Origin of the sequence: Parasedimentitalea psychrophila, assembly GCF_030285785.1 — a bacterium.
Taxonomy (GTDB): domain Bacteria; phylum Pseudomonadota; class Alphaproteobacteria; order Rhodobacterales; family Rhodobacteraceae; genus Parasedimentitalea; species Parasedimentitalea psychrophila.
In genome coordinates this window covers 2,775,448-2,797,306 of the sequence record NZ_CP127247.1, presented here as the reverse complement: position 1 = coordinate 2,797,306, position 21,859 = coordinate 2,775,448, and the positions used below count along the sequence as shown (strand labels likewise).

Genomic DNA, 21,859 nt, shown 5'->3' with positions numbered 1-21,859 from the left:
ATTATTGGGTATCATAAGAAAAATTAGGGTATACATGCAGAACCTACCTTCCCTGAACGGATTGCGAGCCTTTGAAGTTGCAGCCAGATGCGGCAGTTTTGTGCTGGCAGGCAATGAACTTGGCGTCAGTTCTGCAGCCGTCAGTTTGCAGGTCAAAAGTCTCGAAGATCACCTGGGCAAAAAGCTATTCTTGCGCAAAGGAAACCGTATTTCTCTGACCGATGCCGGAGAGGAAATGTACCCGAAACTTGCACGCGCCTTTGGCGAGCTTTCCGAAGCGACCCAGATCGTGCGCAGCAACAAACGCACCCGCCAATTGGTCGTCAGTGTACTCCCCGCCTTGTCTGAGCTCTGGTTCCTCCCAAAGGCTTTAAGCTTCAGAGATAAGACCGGAGTGTCCCTTGACATTCGTGTTCAGGAAGACCCAATCGATTTCGAGCGGGAAGCGATTGATGTTCGCCTGACATTTGGTTCTGCATTCTACCCCGGATATCGCCAAATCCCCTTGTTTTCCGACTTTGCAGTTCCGATCTGTGCGCCTTCGTTTTGGGCGCAGTACTCCGACCCTGAAGGAATGCTGACTAATGTTCCCGATGCCAAGCTTATTCATAACAAATGGGGCCCGAGTTACGCCAGCGAACCAGTCTGGATGGACTGGCGTCGCGAAGCGGGAACCGGTGGGGTCGCCCTCTCCAGTCCGGGGTTAGTCCTCAGTGACACATCGCTAGCAATTTCGGCTGCAAAACAAGAAGCCGGTATCGCTCTTGCACCCTCAATTCTTGTAAACTCTGATATTGCTTCCGGTTCATTGATTTCACCTTCCAAGGTCACCCTGCCGATGAAAAAAGACTACGTTTGCGTCTTTCCAAATGCACGAGCGGAAACCCCGGCAATCCGCTTGTTCTTGGAATACCTTGGTCTGAATTAAACTTTTGCCCTTCCGCAGGAAATGGCGACTTCAGGCAGGCAACACGGTGGTTTGATCATGGATGTCCAACGGCGGAGTAGTTTGCCAAAATGCTCAAGGGATCCCAGATACCCGCAGGAGCTCCGAACGGCAGCTTTGTAGTCTATCCTGGAAGGGGCTCGACCGTCTGAGAAGGGCAGCTCTTACAGTTTTCAAAGTCAGTTTCCTGTGCATGCAGCCGTTCGAGCTGACTGCAGCGAATGACCGGAATCCGCCCTTTGTGCTCGATATACCGCGTTATGCTGCACTCAGCACGAATGTCGTAGAAGGGCTGACAGCTGCCGTTAGGCGTGTTTGTCACCAATGGCAGCAATGCGCAGGTTGTGTACCTTGCAAAGTCGGGTCACTCAACGCCCAGGCAGGGCTCGAACGGCCCTTTGCCGACTTACGCGTTGATTGTGCTTTCTGCACTGCGGCTTACTGAAGGCGGCCATTCATGCGCTATGTGTCCGTCACTCACCGTCTTGATCATATGTGATCCGTCCGATCAATTGTTTGGAAGTTCCGCAGTCGCCGCCTCAACTTGGCGTGCGATCCATTCATACGTTTTTTCCATGCCTGTTCTTAGCGAAGCACCAGGTTGCCAGTTTAGTTTTTCAAAAATCAACCGGTTGTCAGATGTCCGCCCTCTTACGCCTTCTGGTCCAGTGATGTTGCTTAATGACAAACTCTTGCCGGAAATCTCGATAACCATCTTTGCGAGATCGTTTATGGATATCATCTCTTTCGACCCCACATTCACTGGACCGGAGAAATCGGAGCGCATCAGTTTTATCGATCCCTCGATACACTCATCGACATATAGAAAAGAACGTGTCTGAAGACCGTCCCCCCATATCTCAATATTTGTTCCATCATTTGCTTCAGCGACTTTCCGGCAAATTGCTGCCGGTGCCTTTTCTTTTCCTCCGCGCCACGCGCCGAAAGGTCCGAATATGTTATGAAATCTTGCGACTTTGCAGTTCATCCCGTGCTGACGGTTGAAGTTTGAATACATGCGCTCTGAAAACAGCTTTTCCCAGCCATATTCGCTATCGGGATCGGCGGGATAAACACTATCCTCCGAGCAAATCGGATTATTTGGATCCTCCTGATTGCGTTCAGGATAGACGCAGGCTGAAGAGGAATAGAAAACATTGTTAACGCCTCGGTCTTTAGCGCACTTCACGATATTGAGATTTATTATTGCGGAGTTATGCATAATATCCGCATCATTTTCGCCAGTGAACAGATAACCGGCACCGCCCATATCCGCAGCAAATTGATATACTTCGTCGAACTGGCGATCAAATAACGGGTTTGTGACATGCTGTTCACGCAGGTCTCCAATGACAAATTCGTCGGCGCGGGTCTCACCGAATGCGGGATACAACAGATCGACACCACGCACCCAAAAACCTTCCGATTTCAGGCGATTTACCATGTGACCACCAATGAAGCCGCCGGCCCCCAGAACCAATGCCGTCTTCATGAAACCCTCCGGTGAAATCTAAAGTGTATAAACATGTTTTGCATTTTTGTCCCACAATATCCCAAGTGTATTCTGTTTCACTGGTCACTAAATAAATTGTGCCGTCTTTTTCATATAGACTAGTTGGATCGACTATATTGGTATTTTCTGGAAAATCATATTCGAACGAATAATAAGTCAGGTTTTTTCCGGGACTGTACACAAATAGGAATGGTCTGTGGGTAATGCTATTTGACCGACGCTTCTTTCGCTTGTTGGTGTGGCCAACCCCGATAATCACATCGCCGATCTGTATTCCGTTGCTTCCCCCCCGGAATACCGAGAATCCATCATGCGAAACCGGGGCATATACGTTATGCTCGGCCACGTTATCCAATATGATAAACCCGTCGCGATCCGATGGAAATCTAGCTTTCAGAACCCTGAACGGCGAAAATTGATGCACAAAATGCAACTCGTCATTATAAACGAATGGCGACCAGTTTTTTCCTGCCTTGATGTTCGAAGGAGGTATTAGAATAAACCACTTATCTAGATTTTTTATGTAAATTTTGTTGATAAATCCATGGCCGGGATTGTATGTCGCGGCGCTAGCACATGGGCTGCCATTCCAATAAAAGGCTCGAGGATCCTCTCCGCTGCCGATATTGATCGTGTCATCCATCACCACAGTACTGTCTATCCAAGGTGTTTGGGATGCATCCATTGACCGCAAAAATTTTGTAGTACCATGCTCGGGATCATGGGTGTAGCTGTCAAAAATCAGGCTTTGTTGATCATGCAGAGAAGGGTCAAGTAATTCGAATTCACGAATAATAGAAACAAACTGGATTTTCATTAATTTAGCCCACATATTTATCTTGGGTTAGATCGTGTGCATGTAACTGCATTAGTGCCGCTGTTTCAACCATCGAATTTCAACGCGGACGGTCGACCAGTTTATTTTTAATCTGCTGTAGCTAAAAGCTCGCCCTGCTGGGGTTTTAAAGCGGCCAACACCGGGGTCCGGCTTGACGCGAAGGTTTGTTGGTTGAGTAACCATTGATTGATCCTGGATACTGATCATTGAGTGAACGACCGCTTTGCGGAAATCGGATCTTACGTTCGCATTCACAGCGAAGGGCTGCTTCCCTGAAGGTTTTTCGATGCGGGCCTCTGCGTGAAGTTTGCCGCTGGGCCGGTGTCGGCCCGCGTTGACAAACCTCGGAAGGAGGAAGCTGCGGGGGTCTTGGTGGGACCTATGGGGAAAGCGCAGATCGGCTGCTGATGGAACCGGGCTTTCGTGGGTACAGCGGAGATCTGCGGTGGCGCTGCAAGCCTTGCGGCGCGGTAGTATCGGAGCCGTTTACGACCTGCCTCGGCAGGTTTGTTGTGTTTCTCCGAGTTTGGCACAAGAGGATGCTTGCCCGGAATGCTGCGCAGATCGGGGCCGGTGTTGACCAATTTGACGGGCATCTCATCATGCGGCCTGCTCCTTTGGTGGGGCACGGCATCGGGGTTTCTGGCCACGGCGGAAGGTCTCAATGATGCGCATTGGTCCGCCGCAGTCCGGGCAAGGCTCTCGTAACGTGAGCGGGATGATCTCGACGCCTGGCCCAAGCTCGCGCTGTCCAGTGACGATCAAACAATCCTCAAGCTCATCAAAGACGCCGCGCAGGACGACCAAATCCAGGCCTCCCTAAAACCTCTTCTGCCAAGTTGGCTCAACGCAATGGCGGCCAAAGCTGTGGACACCTGACACTTCGACTCACGATGTTGCCGCAAGAATGCTGCGCGACGCATGAATGACCACTTTAGGGAAGCTGCACCGCAGCACCAAGTCGACCGGCGAATGTTTGCACAGGCCCGTTCGCTACATTTATGGGCGCGTGAAATGGACCAATTGCTGCACCATGCACATTTCGACTAGAAGGGCGGACACCGATCCTTCGCTGCAGTCAGCATCAACGGCAGCAATGCGCAGTTATTGACCTTTGCAAAGTCGGCCCCCAGGACGCGCCGACATGTAGCGAACGGCCCTCAGAGGACCTTCATCCATCATGCGGCGAAAGACCGGTTCCAGCCCAAAATGACAAAGGGCTAATTGGAGGGAAGGCGGTTTGCGGACTTTTGTCCCTGGAGCTGCGAGTGGCTCTGACCTGGGTTTTAGCTGCTGGCTGCCTGAAGAAGTAAACGATACGACGTGGTTATCCCTGTAGGCTCAACAATGCCGTTTCTGCAGCCAGATATCGCGTTGTGGATGCTACTACTTAGATAATTGGTAATATTTTCACTCCACCACAGGCTGTGAGAGTACCCAGAGGCTGAAAGACGTCAGCGTGACCATGAAAAGCATCGTTGGTAATTGGCTTAGCACAGCCTGTCGGCGCGAAGCGAATAATCGTCCTGCTTCGATATGTGCAAGAAGCACCGATAGAGCATGGCCAGTCACCAAAGCGATGATAGAAATCCACCAGACATCCTCTGCGGTCATGATGCCGACCTCGATCATTCCTCTGTTGTCCCCAAGCAATGTCCATCCAAGATCAAATGGGTCACTTAAAGCTGGCACAATCAACTGCCCAGCCAAAGCCAGAAAAAAAACGTAGTGAGCCAGATGATATGCAACTGCGATGGGCAACAATGACGCGGCGAAGCCAGTAAATATATTGGTGTGGCTTATGCTGCGTCCTGCGGCCCACCAAATTGCTAATGAGAGGGAAGTGTAGAGCAACCATGCGATCAGGATTGTACAGATCAAGCCAATGCTGCGGATCAATTTCAGCAGATCCACTCCGTGTTCCCGCAAGGCCAGCAACCAAGGGCGCAAGGCATGGGACTCTGTTATCCATTGGAGAATTGCAGACCAAATAGGAGTTTCGGAAATTCCGTCAAATAAAACGATTGCGATGAGCGTAACCACAAATACGGATTGCGATACAGTCATAGAATGCCCGATCAGACCGGAGGTAGGGAGACGTATCTCCAGCCTGTTGTTTCGAAGACTTATAGGAGCTAGCCGCCCCAGCAAGCTGAATAGTTGCGTCAACGGATCGGCGGAACGAAACCACGCTTTGCGACCAAACCAAATGGACCCGAAGAAAAGCCCCAGCGTGTACAGAGCAATTAGGAGCGCCATGGCCCTCGGGCTCTCCGACCAGTCTGACACCAGTTCAATCCAGGACAAAAAGATCAAACCGATGACCGCGAGCCAGTCAATCCATTCAGGTGGAATGAGATTTTGGCGCGGCTGAAAACAGTCCAAAATGGCGTCGATGATTGTTGCAAACGGGTTTAGGCTCGACCAGAGGTCGATAACCAATGCGGTGAACAATACAAAGCCGACCCACCAGATGACCCAAACAAAAATATTTGAGAAATTCTGAGTTGGGGGCACAGGCCCAAACAGTGCTGTGGCCATAATCAGTGCAAGAACGAGCAGCGCCATTGTACGAAAAAGAGGGCCTACAATCCGGGACAACCGGGTAGGGATACGAACACTAACTGAATGCCGTATGCCTTCTTCGGCACTTAAAAAAAGTATAGACCCCAAAAAAGTAAGGGCCACTGTCAATCCTGCGCCCGCAAGATAGAAGCCGAGTGGCAAGGGCAGGTCATAACGTTGACCAAAAGCATGTGCCCATCCGGCATTTGGTCCGGCAATGCAAATCAGCGTGATGACGCAAAGAAGCCTTCTCATGGGCCGCGTATCTCTAGATATACGACAGCCTTCTCCTTTCGACCCAGGAGATCCTTGATGCCATGCATGACAATCGGAAACCGTCCAGTGTGAACCGCCTGAAACACAAACATAGCCGGATTATCAGCGTCACCAGCGCTAGTGATATCATATCCGTGCAGATGTAATTCGTAATCACCAGAGCCCAGCACTGAGAGATGAACGTTGGCATCTCTTGAAATTTGCAAAACAGCGGCGGGCTTTCCTTGGTTGACGGTGACAGCCAACTCAATCGCCGTACCATTGGTCTGAGCCTTTATGGGTACGTGACTTTCCAATTCGTGGGCCTCGATTTGACCGCCAATCGCAAAAAAGACCAAACCAAAAAATGCCCTACGAAAAATATACGCCATTGGGGGCTGCTCCGATATTGGCTGTGCCGAGCGCGCCCGGCACAGCTCTACAGATGATCTGACATCAATGCCCGGCGAATTCGTTCCATTGCGGCAGCAGAACAATCACATTTGGGTTAAGCCCTGCATCCTTCAGAGTATCGACCGAAGCCACCACCTCAAACTTTTCAAGATCAACCACGGTGATCGACCCGTCCCGCATTTCGGGTAAATTGATGAAAGAATTTTGAACAAATCCGTATTTCATGTCCTTTGTAAAGGCGACATGGTGGGCGCCGTTCCCTGTCGCAACGGTGGACAGCAATATAGGCGCCATTACTCCCCCCGACACATCGAAAATGTGAAGGTGCCCCGGTGCGGCCGTAGTGGCATACATCCTGTCACCTGCTGGGTTGAAATAGATTTCTAAAGGCACGCCCACGTCCAAGACACTGAAGTCAAAAGCCATGTCAGCCGTGAATGTTTGTGAGGATTCATTCCAGGAAAGTGCCCATATGCTCGCTCCGAACATATTGGTGACAAGGAAGGTTGGAACTCCGTCTCCTGGGACACGCAGCAACTCGACCGGTGCCTCTCCTGAAGGAGAAGGCTTGACCGAAACCTTAATTTCTCCGAGCAGCTCCAGTGTACTGGCCTTCACAATAGATACTGTTTCACCGGGGTCTGTAAGATCCCCTTTGATTGTGCTGGTGACAAGAATGCGATCGATATTGGTATCAACAGCAAGCCCGTGAGGATTGGTCCCGGGCAACTTTATCTCTCCTGTGATCACGTCATCGGCGACCCGGCCCTGCCAGACATTGCCAGAATTCATGCAGGTCAAATACCAGTACTCGTTTGCATCGTCGAAAATTACATCTTCACCCATAGCACAATTGGGAATATCGATAGTGGAAAGGCGTGGTGGAAAGGCGCTCATATCCATGACTTGCAGCGCTGGTTGTCCCAGGCTTGTCAGATAAATTTTTGACATTGAACGTTCATAGAACAAGTGATGAGCAACACCTGTTGCATCAAGCGGGATGTCGGCGAGCCATTTGCCGAAGTCGGGGCTATTGGGGTCAACATCAATAATCGCGATCCCTTCGCGCCGCTCATCCGAGCCAGAGAGCTTCAGGCTTCTCAACTCTTCTGCAGGTTTGCTTTCATAGCTCATCATCGCCAAAATCTCGGCAGATACACCACCTGGTGAGATCGCCAATGCGCATGTCACAAGTGATATTAATCGTTTATTCATGAGACTATACCTCCGAAATGACCAATGCAGGACCATGCTACAAAAAACAGCGATTTTCCGCGTCAATTTCGCCTCGCCATTGCAGTACATAACCCTCAGGTGAGTATAGCGCATTTTGTACAGCTTTCCCGTTTTAGGTTATTTGAGGTGTTCGGCGGTGCTTGGTGGAATGACTCGGTCGCTTCTCAGCCACAGCGATGTTGCCAGTTTGTTTTCATGTCTTTCAGAATGAAGTGACAAATGATCAGAAAGGGCTCGAACTGGCCCGTCGCCGCAATGGCCACGAACGGCCAGTTTGGGCCGCCTGTGCTACCTTGCTAAGTCCGCTACCTGAGCATAGCGGCCCTTGGTGCAGATCGCAGCTAAAGTCGGTTATCCGCCCTTAGTGCCCCATATGCCGCGTCATGCTGCACCTGACACGAATGTCGTAGAAGGGCTGGAACCGGCCATTAGACGCGATCACCATCAACGGCGGCTATTCGCAGGTTGCGACCTTTACGCAAGCTGGCTGAACGATGTATTGGGTATGCAGCCGAAATCTAGATAAAGGTGTGTTTGATAACCGGGCGAGCCCAACACGCAGGCCATTTTTGCTACTTGATCTCGTCGCGCAATTGGTCAATCACGGCTCGAAACTCGGCAAGGTCAGGTAGCATTGCTGCGACCCGCTTGGAGGAAAATCGTCCCCCCAGCTCCTCAAACAGTGGTGCCAATTTTGCTAATGCTACGTCACGGAATTGCTTTCCAGCGAGGGTCAGCCAAACCTGTTTTGAACGCTTGTCGTCTGGGTTAGGCCGCATCTCAACAAATCCATGCTTCTCAAGCCCAGCCAATGTGTGGGTCATTGTCGTTTTGGCAACTTGAAAGGCACGAGCCAATTCCAATGGTGTAGCTCCATCACGAACCCGGATCAGGTGACTGATCACCCCAAAATGTGACACCAACAGGCCGCTCGGCAGGCGAGCTTCGAGGAACGCCGCACCGATTTGATTGATGATCCCCACCTCGTAGATCAGTGCGAAATAGGAACCAAGATCTTCATCATTCATGTGCGATACGTGTCTCCAATGGCCAGCGCGGGCTGGCGTCGATTGCTGGACCATATCCCAGGCGGCCAAGCATTTGAACTGTCTCTCCGGGTACTGCCAGCATTTCATGTACCTGCGTGTAATGCGTTGCCATCTCAGGGTATTCCTGAAGCGATTGACTAACGGGTTGCATCGCTAGCCCATGCCCTGTCGCGGCCAGATGCAACCGAATCCAATCCCGCCCCGCGTTAATCTGATCAACCCGGGTGTTGCCGGTGCTGGTTATCACCGCATAAGCGTTGGTAGCGTTCATTGCTTTCTGGATCATATCAAGCGCTTGTTTGAAGCCGGTGCTGGTTGGATCAAGCTGATCTTCGCGCCGCAACATCCCGACCAGCATCAAGCTTTCCAGAAACGGGCCACCCAGCGAGATCCCATCAGGATTTGCCTCGATCTCGGCTCTGCCAAATCGCATCAACTCGACGCTCTCCACCATGACATGGTTGGTCGTCATCTCGATTTTCATCGCCTCCCAAGTCAGGGTGCGCAATGCGGCAACGTCTGCTTGATCACTTTTGATTGTGAAAGACTCGGCTAAATTGGCCTGCGCATCCGCCTCAACCGCCCGATCTTCGTAACCATTTCGGTTGGTATTGCGATCAAAGACATGGGCAAATAACGGATCTTTTGTACCACCCTTAGTAAATCGGATCACGGCAACTGGCCCGTCATCACCTTGCGGAAATAGGTCAGATTCTAATGCATAGCCATCCTCAGCGGCGGCCATTCGCAAAAGCTCCAGAAAGCAACCCATGCCGATGGTTAACTGGCGGTCAAACGGATCAGTTTCGGGCAGATTTCGCGTTTTGTCACGGTGGATGACCAGCTGATCGTCGCCCAGAAGTTCTGCAGCCCATGGTTGTCGGTTGTGCGGGTTCGGCGCAAGGATCGCATAAGAAAGTGCTTTCATCCGCGGTTCGTCATAGGTGCCCGCCGCCGCCCAGGGGGCAAGTGCGCGTGTTGGGCGACGCGTTGCTAGGAAGCCACCCGCCGTCGCTGTTGCTGCCAGCACAACGCCACCGCCAATTAAGCCAATCATTTTTCGTCTTGAAAGTGTCATTGCACGATTTCCATTAGTTCGATATCGTACTAGATATCCCTGCAGAGCACTAGAATCAAGTACGATATCGAACTTAAATAAATCGAACATCGCTGATCAAAACATGGAAAGTGTTGCGACGACCCATTGAAACCACAGCCCAAAGCAGACCCACGTTCGTATGATCAGGTCCAGCGGCTGCGTCGACAGGAAGGGCGGAATGCCGACATTCGCTGCGTTATGCCCGAACGACAGGTGAGTGGTCATAGCCTGACAGAGGTGGCCCCATGGCGGCATCGAAAACCACTGTTGGTGTTTGCACTCTAATGATTATTTATATAGCGTCGCCTCCGTTGAGATACTTAAACCTCAAGGAAGGCGTTGGGTATACGCACAAAATGCAGGCGCCAGATAGTAATCGTTAGGGAGACATATATGACTATTTCGTTCAAAGGCATCAAAGCCGCTGTAATCGGTGCTGCTTTGGTTGCCGGGCTAAGTGCCGCTGCCTCGGCTCAGGATCTTAAGTTCTTTACCATCGGTACCGGTGGCACCGCCTATACCTATTATCCTGTTGGTGGCGTCATCGCCAACGCCATTTCCAAGCCTCCCGGATCGCGTGAATGCGATGCTGGTGGGTCCTGTGGTGTTGAAGGCCTGATCGCCTCAGCTGTTTCCTCGCGTGGGTCAGTTGATAACGTCAACGCCATCGTTTCTGGTCTTCGCAACTCAGGTTTTGCCCAGTCGGATGTGGCCTATTGGGCCTATACCGGCACAGGCACCCGTGAAGGCAAAGAGCCAGCCACGGATCTGCGCACCATCGCGGCACTGTTCGAAGAGCACATCCACCTGGTGGCACTGGCAGACAGCGACATCAACTCGGTTGCTGATCTCAAGGGCAAGCGCGTCTCGCTGGATGAACCGGGCTCAGGTACATATGTCGACGCCAATCTGATTTTGGATGCCAATGGTCTGTCGGTTGACGACGTTACCGCTGAGGCGCTGAAAGGCGGCGCGGCGTCTGAGGCGCTGCGCAACGGCAAGATCGATGCGTTCTTTGTGGTTGCCGGCTATCCGACCGGTTCACTGGTTGAGCTGGCCTCGGCTGCAGATATCAAACTGGTGCCGATCGACGGCGCGGGTGCCGAAGCTCTGACCAGCAAGTATGGCTTCTTCGCTGCCTCAGACATCCCCGAGGGTACCTATGAAGGTATTGCCACCACTGCCACCGTTGCAGTGGGCGCCCAGTGGTTTACGTCGGCCAACGAGGACGAAGAACTGATCTACAACATCACCAAGGCCATGTGGAATGAGAAAACCCGCAAGTTGCTGGACGTGGGTCACGCCAAGGGTAAGACCATCACAGCAGAGAGCGCGCTGAATGGTGTTGGTGTTCCGTTGCACGCTGGTGCCGAGCGTTTCTACAAAGAAGTTGGCCTGCTGAAGTAAGCTGCCGCTTTATCAAATCCAGCCCGGACGCTAACTGCGTTCGGGCTTTTTCTCATTGTAAGACGGAACGTATTTCATGGCCGCTGACACAATACCTGAACTGACACCCGAACAGTTAGCCGAGATCGAGCGCGAGTTTGATCCGGAAACTGCATTCCGTCCAACCGGTCCGCAGCTGGCCCTGTTTATTGCGTGCGTGCTGGTTGCGATGTCGGTTTATCATTTCTACGCCTCTGGCTTTGGTCTGATCCGCGAACTGCTGCATCGTGGCATTCACCTGTCGTTTGTGTTGGGCCTAGTCTACCTGTTGTTTGGCTGGCGCAAAACGGACACACTGACCCCGGCAACTCCAGCTTGGTCCAGGGTCCAGGGTGTGCCCATACTCGATATGATATTTGCGGTTCTGGCAGTTGGCGCAGCGCTGTATCTGCCGCTGTTGCCGCCGGAAATTGTCGCCGACAGGGTGGGCAATCCATCACAGTCTGACATTCTGATGGGAACTGCGCTGTTGGTGCTGACACTTGAGGCGACCCGGCGCTCAGTTGGCCCGACCTTGCCGATCATCGCATTGTTGTTCATCTGTTTTGCCCTGTTTGGGCCTTGGATGCCAGGCGCGCTGAAGCATGGCGGTTCGTCCTGGTTAGGACTGATCAACCATCTCTATATGACCAATCAGGGCATTTACGGTGTCGCTATTGGTGTGATGGCGAAATACGTGTTCCTGTTCATTCTGTTTGGTGTGCTGGCCACTCGGATCGGATTGGGCCAGCTATTCATCGATATGGCTATGGTCATTGCCGGGCGCTATTCGGGTGGGCCTGCCAAGGTTGCGATCTTCTCCTCTGCCTTCATGGGCACCATTTCGGGTTCGTCGATTGCCAACACGGTAACCACTGGCGCGTTGACCATTCCGGCGATGAAAAAGGTCGGCTATCCAGCGCATTTTGCTGGCGCGGTCGAGGCGACCGCTTCAACTGGAGGCCAAATCACGCCTCCCATTTTGGGCGCTGCAGCATTCATCATGGTGGAATACTTAGAGATCCCGCTTCGCGAAGTGCTTGCCGCGGCGCTGTTTCCGGCAATGCTGCACTACTTTGGTATTTTCACTATGGTCCATCTTGAGGCCAAAAAGCTGGGCCTGCGCGGCTTGCGTGCTGAGGAACTGCCCAAGGCAGCTGTCGTTCTAAAGCAGCATTGGTTGTCAATCATCCCATTGGGGATTTTGGTCTATTTGATACTGTCCGGTAAAACCCCGGATTACGCCGCAGTCTATGGCATCATCGCTTGTGTTGTGGTGGGGTTCTTGAACCCGATCAACCGGCTGACGTTCAAAGATCTGTGGAATGCCCTAGCAGCGGGAGCCAAGAATACACTGGCAGTTGGCGCGGCAGCTGCCACGGTCGGTGTTGTTGTTGGAGTAGTAACACTAACCGGTGTTGGCTTTCGTCTGGGCTACGTCGTGGTGCAAACCGCCACCGACATCGGCGAGTTTTTCAGCGCCATCTGGCCATTCAGCTATTTTGCAATCGAGCAATGGGCGCTGTTTGTTTCCTTGGTACTGATTGCTGTGTCCTGCATCATTATGGGGGCAGGGATCCCAACGACTGCGACCTATATCATCCTAGTTGCTGTGGCTGCCCCGGCGCTGGCGCAACTTGGGGTGGAGCCCTTGGTGTCGCACTTCTTTGTCTTCTACTATGGCGTTTTGGCGGACATCACACCGCCTGTGGCCTTGGCGGCGTATGCTGCAGCAGGAATCGCCGGATCAAACCCGTTTAAGACCGGCAACACCGCCTTTCGCCTTGGTATTGCCAAGGCGCTGGTGCCGTTTGTGTTTGTCTATTCACCAGCCCTGCTGTTGGTGGCCGATGGGTTTACTTGGTGGGCCTTCACTGTGACGCTGATTGGCGCAATGCTGGGTATCGCCAGCATAGGCGTGGCGTTTTCCGGCTATATGTTGGCACCGCTGAAAATGTGGGAGCGGTGGTGGGTTGCGTTTGCTTCGCTCCTGTTTATTGCGCCGGGTTTGACCACCTTGGGAATAGGTATCTTGGCGATTGCGCCGATTGTTTTTGTTCAACTGGCGCGTCGCAAGCTGGTAGCCCATCAGCCTTTGTAATCCGAGCACTAGCTCGTTGAAGTAAACGCAGGTCCGCAGATAGATCTCTGCGGACCTGCGTTCTGGCTTGTCGTGGACCAAATCGGCTGAGCAGTGTTCAGTGACGGCGAGCCTTAGAGAGGTTAAGACAAAGTTGCGCCATTGAGTAAGTATCGTGCGCCTGTCCTTGAGGAATTCGCAGCGCAAAAAGACTGCGTCGATCCCTCTCACCGATCCAGATTGATGATTTTGGATTTTCCGACAACCACTGGCGAGGCCCACAAGTTCTGCGTTGTGAAAAGTCGCAAAAGGGGTTTTGGGAGAACGAACGTTTGAGTTAGCGAATGCCTTTCGCAATCCAATGGGCTGTGGTCAAGTCTTCGCTTTCAATAGCATGGAATTGGTAGTGCTGCGCTGTCGTCCGATCCTGAATTTGAACTTCTGGATCTCGTTCTCCCCGTCTCTGAAGGATACCAAGCCGTTAACTTGGGCTTGTAACCGGCCCTTCACCTCTGTGGTTATGAGTGGCGGCTGTGGGCCGTTCGCGCGCCTCCACCTTGCCCCTCCACCGCGACTTTGCAAAGGGTGCTAACTGCGCATAGCTGCCGTTGATGCTGACCGCAGCGAAGGACCGGTGTCCGCCCTTTGTGTCGAAATGTGCATGGTGCAGCAATCAGACCACCCGCCTTCCATCACTGTCGCCAACGGCCCTAAGCCGACCCCTTCATTCTGGGGGCACTTCTGGATTCGGTTTTGACCGTTCTTTCCAGAATCGAAACGGTGAGCCCCTCAGAGACCCCCAGAATGGCTGATTTCCCAAACGCGGAAAAACCCGGCGAATGTCCATCGAGCGGCATGGCAAGACTACCGTGGACGAAGCGCGCAGGCTTGCCAAGGAAGGCATGGGACAGGTCACCAAGGGCGCGACCCCCACCCTGCCGAGGACAGGATTGGTAAGGCACGGGGAAAGTGCCGACTGATGTGAGATCGGCACAAAGGGGGGATTTCGGTCATTCGCTGCAATCTGACGAATAACCGAGGTGCGGGACAAAGCGGACTTCTCCTGCGGCTCAAAGGGCCATCACAACGATGGAAGTCGGCGCGCCGTGTACTAGCTTTGAGCGCCAACAGTGCGGCCCAAGCCGATCACTTAAAACCACTATCCGATCCCTAAAAAATGCTATCTACGAATTCGAACTCGATATAGTCGGTGCGCAGCGGCTCGCTGCCATCCTTGAAGCCGACGAGCTCGATCACGTCGCCAGCCGACAGTGAGACGTTGGTGATGGCGTGTTCGGCCAAAGATGTCCGGTCGGCAAAGGCGGACCCGGCATCCGTATTCCAGATAAACGTGTCAATCGTGGTCCCGTTTACCAGGGCGCTCATTTGCGACTGACCGTCGGACTCGTCGTAATGGCCAATGCCCAGATCGTAGATACTGTCGGCTTCGGTGAAGGTATACGAGGCCCGCTGCTCGCCGCTGCCGCCGGCCTGCAGATACTGATCGTTGGACGCCAAGCTGTTGTTCTTGACATTGAAGCCGCTGACAATGTCGAAGGTTTCGGCCTCGATCCGGAACGGTTCGGGCGGCGGCACGGTCAGATCAACCGAGAAGGCCGTCATAGACGGGTCGGCCACCACCGCGTTTCCGCTGGTGTCCTGCACCTCGCTGTCCAGAAGCGCAACGGTATAGTTGCCGTCGTCGGCAACGTCCCACGTGCCGCCTGGCGCGGTCACCGTATAGGTCGCCGTCCGCGGGCTTCCGGCGATGCTGGTGTCGACACTAACGCCGGTCACCGCAAGGCTGCCGCCCGGCCCGGTAACGGTGATGTCACCGATGTCGATGGTCGACACGTCAACGGCCACGTTGTCCGAGAAGACAACGGTGATGTCGGTGCTCATCTCTCCGGCCTGGACAGAGCCGATATTCGGCGCTGAAGATAACTGGACGACAGGCGCGGTCGTATCGCCGCCACTGACCCATGTGAACTCGATATAGTCGGTGCGCAGCGGCTCGCTGCCATCCTTGAAGCCGACGAGCTCGATCACGTCGCCAGCCGACAGTGAGACGTTGGTGATGGCGTGTTCGGCCAAAGATGTCTGGTCGGCAAAGGCGGACCCGGCATCCGTATTCCAGATAAACGTGTCAATCGTGGTCCCGTTTACCAGGGCGCTCATTTGCGACTGACCGTCGGACTCGTCGTAATGGCCAATGCCCAGATCGTAGATACCGTCGGCTTCGGTGAAGGTATACGAGGCCCGCTGCTCGCCGCTGCCGCCGGCCTGCAGATACTGATCGTTGGACGCCAAGCTGTTGTTCCTGACATTGAAGCCGCTGACAATGTCGAAGGTTTCGGCCTCAATCCGGAACGGTTCGGGCGGCGGCACGGTCAGATCAACCGAGAAGGCCGTCATAGACGGGTCGGCCACCACCGCGTTTCCGCTGGTGTCCTGCACCTCGCTGTCCAGAAGCGCAACGGTATAGTTGCCGTCGTCGGCAACGTCCCACGTGCCGCCTGGCGCGGTCACCGTATAGGTCGCCGTCCGCGGGGTTCCGGCGATGCTGGTGTCGACACTAACGCCGGTCACCGCAAGGCTGCCGCCCGGCCCGGTCACGGTGATGTCACCGATGTCGATGGTCGACACGTCAACGGCCACGTTGTCCGAGAAGACAACGGTGATGTCGGTGCTCATCTCACCGACCTGGGCAGAGCCGATATTCGGCGCTGAAGACGACTGGACGACAGGCGCGGTCGTATCGCCGCCACTGACCCACGTGAAGTCGATATAGTCGGTGCGCAGCGGCTCGCTGCCATCCTTGAAGCCGACGAGCTCGATCACGTCGCCAGCCGACAGTGACACGTTGGTGATGGCGTGTTCGGCCAAAGTTGTCTGGTCGGCAAAGGCGGACCCGGCATCGGTATTCCAGATAAACGTGTCAATCGTGGTCCCGTTTACCAGGGCGCTCAGTTGCGACTGACCGTCGGATTCGTCGTAATGGCCAATGCCCAGATCGTAGATACCGTCGGCTTCGGTGAAGGTATACGAGGCCCGCTGTTCGCCGCTGCCGCCGGCCTGCAGATACTGATCGTTGGACGCCAAGCTGTTGTTCCTGACATTGAAGCCGCTGACAATGTCGAAGGTTTCGGCCTCAATCCGGAACGGTTCGGGCGGCGGCACGGTCAGATCAACCGTGAAGGCCGTCATAGACGGATCGGCCACCACCGAGTTGCCGCTGGTGTCCTGTACCTCGTTGTCCAGAAGCGCAACGGTATAGCTGCCATCGTCGGCAACGTCCCACGTGCCGCCTGGCGCGGTCACCGTATAGGTCGCCGTCCGCGGGGTTCCGGCGATGCTGGTGTCGACACTAACGCCGGTCACCGCAAGGCTGCCGCCCGGCCCGGTAACGGTGATGTCACCGATGTCGATAGTCGACACGTCAACGGCCACGTTGTCCGAGAAGACAACGGTGATGTCGGTGCTCATCTCACCGGCCTGAGCAGAGCCGATATCGGGCGCCGAAGACGACTGGACGACCGGCGCGGCCGTATCGACACTAACGATCAGCCCGTTGATGTAATCCTCGATGTTGGACACGCCGTTGCCGTCGGCATCCTCATGTGCGTCAAACACGTCAGGATTGGTGCCAGAAATTACTTCGTGGGCGTCCGGTATCCCATCGTCATCCCGGTCACTCGGAGCTTCGGTGTTGGACACAGAATCGTAGCCGCCGACGTCATCTGGGGAGTCGATAATACGACCGGTCCCGTCAATCACCGTCTGGATGATCCGCTCATCGGTCACGGTCAGCGACGGATAGCGGGCGCCAACATTCGCCAGGATGTGGTCGAAAACTTCGGACGACGGCAACACGTTGACATTGCTCGGGGTGAACACGTAGCTGTCCGAGATCTTCGAGATCGCCGGGCCATCGACTTCCGCGACGTTGTCTTCAAGGTTATAGGCCGTACCTTCCTCAGGAAATTTCAGTTGGATGGTCGCGCGGTCGGCCGAATCCTCGCCTGCGATGTAGACGTTGCCAATGATGTGGGCCGTCGTCCCGTCGCGCCCGAGGAAGCCGTTCAGTCCGTAGTTGTAGACAAGGTTGTTGATGAATTCGATCTGCTTGGAGTCATCTTTGACCGTGGCGTTCCGGAACTCATTGTGGGCGATCAGGTTACCAACGATTGTGACATTCGAACTGCCATCGCCAATCAGCAGACCCATTGAGTGGTCGCCCTTGGGGTGGAGCGAGCTTCGCAGCGCCTCGGCCATAATGTTGTTGGAGATCGTGATGTTCCGAGATCCGTACCAAACCGTGACAAGTTCGTCGATCGACCAGCTGAACGAGTTGCTATCGATGATAACATTCTCGACGGATTGATCGCTGCTGCCTATCGATAATCCGTCCCGGTTTGCCGGTGAATCACCTTCCCCGTCACCAGGGCGAAACTGCATACCGCGGATGATGACGTCACTTTCGACGATCCGGAGTTTGGCTCCAATGACTGTAATGCCCTCGGGCGAGGTTTGACCGGCAACAGTGACGTCGCCATTGACTTTGATGGCGTCTGTCAGGTTGATTTGACCGCTGACCTCAAAGACCACGATCCGCGGCCCGTCGAGCTCTTCCAGAGCCCATCTGAGTGACCCGGGTCCAGAATCCGCGAGAGTGGTGACCTTTACGATCTCGCCGCCGCGTCCGCCATCTGCTTCGGCGCCAAATCCTTGTGCATCGTCAAAGGCCAGCTCTGCCTGCAATAGATTATTGTCCATTAGGTTTCCCTCTCTCGATCTGGTAGCGTTGCGAGGGGCGGTGGATCTTGGTCCCCAACCTGGTTTTGAGCCGGTGTACGGGGAGGCGACTTGCGCCGAATCCATGGTTTCATTATCGCAGATGGCGGCGACGGTTTCTAGTCTGACGGTTTCCAGTGCCATGTATCGGCGTGTCACAGCCCACTCATCGTACTTTTCCAACATCAGCGCGCGGACCAGACGTAGGATTGAGGCATCGTTGGGAACGATCGGTCTCAAACCTGCGCTGGTATATTGAGCAGCCCCACTTGCGTGGTCCAAGTTGAAAGTTAGTGCATGGTTGGCCTTTGGTCCACCGGTACGATGTTGCCAGCGGCGCGGGTTGACCTGGTCCGCCAAACTGCAGCGCGGAACACGACTTTGCAAAGGGCGCTACCTGCGCATTGCTGCCGTTGGTGCTGACCGCAGCGAAGGTCCGGAACCCGCCCTTCTAGTCGAAATGTGCATGGTGCAGCAATTGGACCACTTCACTCACTCAGACAGGTAACAAACGGCCCTCTGCCGACTTTTATGCCAAGTCACAAATGCCGCAGTGCGGCCTGTCGAAGCGGCCCTTGGTGATCTGCGCAGAAATTCGAAGTGGTGTCTCAGTAATTCTCGATATTCCTCAAGCCTTGTCGGTCTCCGTTCTAATGATTTGCCACTCTTCCTCGATTGATCCTGAATGCCCGGTCTTGCCAGCACGCCGATACCAGTACCCAGCATTCGCGTCATCGCCTTCGGCCCGGTGAACTAGAGCATGCACCCAATCGAAAAGTGGAACACCCTCGTGCTTTTGACTGATCTCATGCGCCTTCTCCATTTCTTTGCCTGGTAGAAAACTGCCTGTCTTGATCAAATTGAGTGCGTCAAGAAGTAACACCTGGGACATGCGCTTTGCCTTAATCGTTTGTGTGCGCCGCATTCGATTGCGACCAAAGACAGCATAGCATTCATGGGCGGGAGGACCACACTCCAAGCCTCTACATCCGTCTGCGCTTGGTAGGGACGGCCTGAAGCCGCTGTTCAACCCCTGTTTTTGATGCCGCGCCCCTCGGTCGCTAGGGCGGCCGCTGCCTTCGGCTGAGGCGCTTGGCTGCTGCACCGCTGCGCGGCGCATCCCCAACGGGTCCCGCATCCGGACCGCAATAACCCGCAGCTCTCCCCTTCGATATTTTCAAAGAACTGGGTAAGTTTACGGGAAAAATGTTTGCGCAAAGTCTTAAGATGAACATCCATAAACCGCGCGATGCGATCTTGGACCCGATACAGACCCGCAGGGTCAGGTAAGTATTTGTTTTTACGCGAAAATATTAAATAGGCACACCGACACTTCCGTGGCGCACCTTCACAGGATCACTCTACAGGTGAGTTTGGGCCTTAGCTTCTGAATTCTCGTCAATCATGGAATAAAAAAACCTCCGCGTGAGGGAATAGCGGGTATGCGGAAAAGCCCGTGTTGGCGATTTACCCCACCCCTCCCACCAAAGCGGTGGGGCTAGTGATCGGGGTCACATAGTCCACCGTTGTTGCCAGTTCGGTTTGGCCTCACTGTCCGAAGGACAACAAACCGAGCATTCACTGAGTTGTAAAGGTCCGGTAAGTACCACTCGGCGGTCGCGGGGAGGGGTATTAGTAACGCCGGGAACACTCGGTTTGTCGGGTTTACCCCGCCGGGCCGATACGCTGCATCAACGCAATCAGCCGGTCTACATGGTGCTTTTGGGTACGAAACGATGACAGGCTGATCCGAAATGCAGGTCGATCCTGCCAGACGCTGCCACCGAACCACGATGTCCCACTGTCCTGTACCTGTTTTAGGATCGACTGTGTCGCCACATCGTTCACTCCGCGCACCAGCACCTGGTTCAGAACTACACGGTTCAGAACATCGAACCCAGCCTCTGACAAAGCCGCAGCAATGCGCTGCGCCTGCGAATGATGGGTCTCGACCATCTCGGCGACTCCGTTTCGCCCAAGCGTGCGTAACGCCGCCCAGATCGGGATGCCTCGTGCCCGACGTGAGAACTCCAGCGTAAGGTTCTTTTGCGCATCCGCCGAAGCACTGGAATACGCCGCGTCGCTATTCATCACCCGCGCCAGCGCCTGCGGATCACGGCAGATCGCCATCGCCCCGTCATAAGGCGTATTGAGCCATTTATGGCCATCGCTGGTCCAGCTGTCTGCACCTTCAATGCCATTGGTCAGGTTGCGCAAAGCAGGAGCAGCCCGCGCCCACAGACCAAAGGCCCCATCCACATGCACCCAAGCCCCGGCAGCTTTGGCTTGGGGGATGATCTCTTCAAAGAGGTCAAACTCTCCCGTATTCACCTCGCCCGCCTGCAAAACCAGGATGGTTTGGCTATCAATTGGCGGCAGTTGATCCGGCAGAATTCGCCCCTGCCCATCGACGGGTGCCTTCAGCACACGGGCCCAGCCAAAACCCAAAATCTGCAGCGCCTTGCGCACAGTGACATGGGTCGACGCCGGGACAATCACCTTGATTTCCGGCGCCCCCATCAGCCCGTCATTCACCACGTCCCACCCCATGCGATCCAGCAGAGCGGCCCGCGCAGCCGCAAGACAGCTTAGCCCACAGGCCGTGGCCGAGGTTCCAAAGGCAACGGCACTCTCACGCGGAAGATCAAGTATATCCAACAACCAACGCCCAGCCTGCTTTTCCAAGACATCAGCAACCGGGCTACCATCTTGGGTCGAGGCGCATTGATCCCAGGCCAGGGCAAGCCGTTCCGCTGCTGCTGCCACGGGCAGGCTGGCACCAATGACAAAACCAAAGTAATTCGGACCGTTTGAGGCCACGGTCGCCGGAGAGCCCAGTTCATCCATCAATTTCACTGTATTCACAGCAGGCACTCCCATGTCTGGTAGATCCTCGCTGAACCCGGACAACGCGGCGCACTCAGCAGCGCCAGGAAACACCCGGCGGTTCTCAATACCCTCGACATAGGCTTGAGCGCGCCGGTCCGCCTCCTGTAGAATTTCCAGCTCATCCATGGCAGTCTCCCTCGTGATGTGATTTCATATCGAAAACTGTCTATATAGAGAATTGCCAATATGAACAAGCCGCTGCCAGATATTGTCCCCTCGCTCCGCGCGTTGGCAAACCCCCAGCGCGCCCAGATTATGGATTGGCTGCTGGACCCAACTGTACATTTCCCACCGCAACGAGACGGTGATCTGGTTCAGGATGGTGTCTGTGTCGGAGCAATCACAGACAAGACCACCTTGACCCAACCGACCGTGACCTCGCACATGAAAATGCTCGACGCCGCCGGGCTGGTTACCTCCAAAAAAATCAAGAACTGGGTGTTTTACAAGGCAGATCTTGATGCCCTGGATCACATTTCACAGGTCTTTGGGCAGGCGGCCATCCGCAGTTCATCTGCAACCTAAATGTCACCGCACCACCCGAACCTTAGCTTGCGACTTTTGGTCAGGGAGATCTCGACGAGGCCTGACCAAAAGTCCTTGAGACCGGACGGATCCTCTACTTCGCGTTTTGGCAAAAGGTCCAGCGGTAGGAAAACTGCGCTAGCCCAGGCTCAGTTTCTTCCAGTTATCTTTCGTCCTGTTCATCTGTCGCTACCTTCCTGTCTTTGTGTCTGCTCAACGGAGCCGACCCTT

The 21,859-nt window shown here is 54.4% G+C and carries 14 protein-coding genes and 1 pseudogene; 4 read left to right on the top strand and 11 right to left on the bottom strand.

Annotated elements, in window-relative coordinates:
* The first annotated feature begins 34 nt into the window (after positions 1-34).
* Positions 35-928 (top strand): LysR family transcriptional regulator, encoded by an 894-nt coding sequence (locus QPJ95_RS13630; RefSeq protein ID WP_270920717.1) that lies wholly within the window; start codon positions 35-37, stop codon positions 926-928.
* Between the two features lie 526 nt (positions 929-1,454).
* Here the strand turns inward: QPJ95_RS13630 and QPJ95_RS13625 are convergent.
* The 8 genes and pseudogenes from QPJ95_RS13625 to QPJ95_RS13590 form a co-directional block, all read right to left on the bottom strand.
* Entirely contained in the window at positions 1,455-2,438 is a 984-nt protein-coding gene (locus QPJ95_RS13625) for an NAD-dependent epimerase/dehydratase family protein (RefSeq protein ID WP_270920716.1), read from the bottom strand.
* Positions 2,320-3,276 carry a hypothetical protein gene (locus tag QPJ95_RS13620; protein WP_270920715.1) on the bottom strand — a complete coding sequence of 319 codons (957 nt, stop codon included), beginning with the start codon at positions 3,274-3,276 and terminating at the stop codon, positions 2,320-2,322. Before QPJ95_RS13620 ends, QPJ95_RS13625 begins: the two co-directional genes overlap by 119 nt.
* Positions 3,277-3,897: 621 nt before the next feature.
* Positions 3,898-4,026 (bottom strand): annotated as a pseudogene (locus QPJ95_RS13615) (IS91 family transposase); the annotation flags it as partial.
* Positions 4,027-4,707: 681 nt separating this feature from the next.
* Complete coding sequence (locus QPJ95_RS13610; RefSeq protein WP_270920714.1) at positions 4,708-6,117, bottom strand: hypothetical protein; 1,410 nt, start codon at positions 6,115-6,117, stop codon at positions 4,708-4,710.
* On the bottom strand, positions 6,114-6,509 hold the full coding sequence (locus QPJ95_RS13605; protein WP_270920713.1) for a hypothetical protein: 396 nt from the start codon (positions 6,507-6,509) through the stop codon (positions 6,114-6,116). Before QPJ95_RS13605 ends, QPJ95_RS13610 begins: the two co-directional genes overlap by 4 nt.
* Before the next feature lie 64 nt (positions 6,510-6,573).
* Positions 6,574-7,746: a YncE family protein gene (locus tag QPJ95_RS13600; RefSeq protein WP_270920712.1), complete on the bottom strand. Its 1,173-nt coding sequence runs from the start codon at positions 7,744-7,746 to the stop codon at positions 6,574-6,576.
* A 593-nt stretch (positions 7,747-8,339) separates the two neighbouring features.
* Positions 8,340-8,795 (bottom strand): MarR family winged helix-turn-helix transcriptional regulator, encoded by a 456-nt coding sequence (locus QPJ95_RS13595; RefSeq protein ID WP_270920711.1) that lies wholly within the window; start codon positions 8,793-8,795, stop codon positions 8,340-8,342.
* Positions 8,788-9,984, bottom strand: a complete 1,197-nt coding sequence (locus QPJ95_RS13590; protein ID WP_270920710.1) for an Acg family FMN-binding oxidoreductase — start codon at positions 9,982-9,984, stop codon at positions 8,788-8,790. Before QPJ95_RS13590 ends, QPJ95_RS13595 begins: the two co-directional genes overlap by 8 nt.
* A 324-nt stretch (positions 9,985-10,308) precedes the next feature.
* On the opposite strand from QPJ95_RS13590, the gene QPJ95_RS13585 reads away from it, so the two are divergent.
* Positions 10,309-11,322: a TAXI family TRAP transporter solute-binding subunit gene (locus QPJ95_RS13585; RefSeq protein ID WP_270920709.1), complete on the top strand. Its 1,014-nt coding sequence runs from the start codon at positions 10,309-10,311 to the stop codon at positions 11,320-11,322.
* Between the two features lie 76 nt (positions 11,323-11,398).
* The gene (locus QPJ95_RS13580; RefSeq protein ID WP_270920708.1) at positions 11,399-13,441 is read left to right on the top strand and encodes a TRAP transporter permease; all 2,043 of its coding nucleotides are present in this window, start codon (positions 11,399-11,401) and stop codon (positions 13,439-13,441) included.
* Positions 13,442-14,590: 1,149 nt separating this feature from the next.
* On the opposite strand, the gene QPJ95_RS13575 is transcribed toward QPJ95_RS13580, so the two are convergent.
* The 3 genes from QPJ95_RS13575 to QPJ95_RS13565 all read right to left on the bottom strand — a co-directional run bounded on the left by QPJ95_RS13575 (position 14,591) and on the right by QPJ95_RS13565 (position 21,229).
* On the bottom strand, positions 14,591-18,196 hold the full coding sequence (locus QPJ95_RS13575; RefSeq protein WP_286018296.1) for a hypothetical protein: 3,606 nt from the start codon (positions 18,194-18,196) through the stop codon (positions 14,591-14,593).
* A 646-nt stretch (positions 18,197-18,842) separates the two neighbouring features.
* On the bottom strand, positions 18,843-19,106 hold the full coding sequence (locus QPJ95_RS13570; RefSeq protein WP_286018117.1) for a hypothetical protein: 264 nt from the start codon (positions 19,104-19,106) through the stop codon (positions 18,843-18,845).
* Positions 19,107-19,879: 773 nt separating this feature from the next.
* Positions 19,880-21,229, bottom strand: a complete 1,350-nt coding sequence (locus QPJ95_RS13565; protein ID WP_270920519.1) for a pyridoxal phosphate-dependent decarboxylase family protein — start codon at positions 21,227-21,229, stop codon at positions 19,880-19,882.
* 60 nt (positions 21,230-21,289) lie between these two features.
* Between QPJ95_RS13565 and QPJ95_RS13560 the strand changes: the two genes are divergently transcribed.
* Positions 21,290-21,628, top strand: a complete 339-nt coding sequence (locus QPJ95_RS13560; RefSeq protein WP_270920520.1) for an ArsR/SmtB family transcription factor — start codon at positions 21,290-21,292, stop codon at positions 21,626-21,628.
* Positions 21,629-21,859: the final 231 nt, after the last annotated feature.

Bases quoted from the DNA above. Each gene is read 5' to 3' on its own strand.
- QPJ95_RS13630 (WP_270920717.1), top strand. From the start codon at position 35: ATGCAGAACCTACCTTCCCTGAACGGATTGCGAGCCTTTGAAGTTGCA.
- QPJ95_RS13625 (WP_270920716.1), bottom strand. From the start codon at position 2,438: ATGAAGACGGCATTGGTTCTGGGGGCCGGCGGCTTCATTGGTGGTCAC.
- QPJ95_RS13620 (WP_270920715.1), bottom strand. From the start codon at position 3,276: ATGAAAATCCAGTTTGTTTCTATTATTCGTGAATTCGAATTACTTGAC.
- QPJ95_RS13610 (WP_270920714.1), bottom strand. From the start codon at position 6,117: ATGAGAAGGCTTCTTTGCGTCATCACGCTGATTTGCATTGCCGGACCA.
- QPJ95_RS13605 (WP_270920713.1), bottom strand. From the start codon at position 6,509: ATGGCGTATATTTTTCGTAGGGCATTTTTTGGTTTGGTCTTTTTTGCG.
- QPJ95_RS13600 (WP_270920712.1), bottom strand. From the start codon at position 7,746: ATGAATAAACGATTAATATCACTTGTGACATGCGCATTGGCGATCTCA.
- QPJ95_RS13595 (WP_270920711.1), bottom strand. From the start codon at position 8,795: ATGAATGATGAAGATCTTGGTTCCTATTTCGCACTGATCTACGAGGTG.
- QPJ95_RS13590 (WP_270920710.1), bottom strand. From the start codon at position 9,984: ATGTTCGATTTATTTAAGTTCGATATCGTACTTGATTCTAGTGCTCTG.
- QPJ95_RS13585 (WP_270920709.1), top strand. From the start codon at position 10,309: ATGACTATTTCGTTCAAAGGCATCAAAGCCGCTGTAATCGGTGCTGCT.
- QPJ95_RS13580 (WP_270920708.1), top strand. From the start codon at position 11,399: ATGGCCGCTGACACAATACCTGAACTGACACCCGAACAGTTAGCCGAG.
- QPJ95_RS13575 (WP_286018296.1), bottom strand. From the start codon at position 18,196: ATGGACAATAATCTATTGCAGGCAGAGCTGGCCTTTGACGATGCACAA.
- QPJ95_RS13570 (WP_286018117.1), bottom strand. From the start codon at position 19,106: ATGTCCCAGGTGTTACTTCTTGACGCACTCAATTTGATCAAGACAGGC.
- QPJ95_RS13565 (WP_270920519.1), bottom strand. From the start codon at position 21,229: ATGGATGAGCTGGAAATTCTACAGGAGGCGGACCGGCGCGCTCAAGCC.
- QPJ95_RS13560 (WP_270920520.1), top strand. From the start codon at position 21,290: ATGAACAAGCCGCTGCCAGATATTGTCCCCTCGCTCCGCGCGTTGGCA.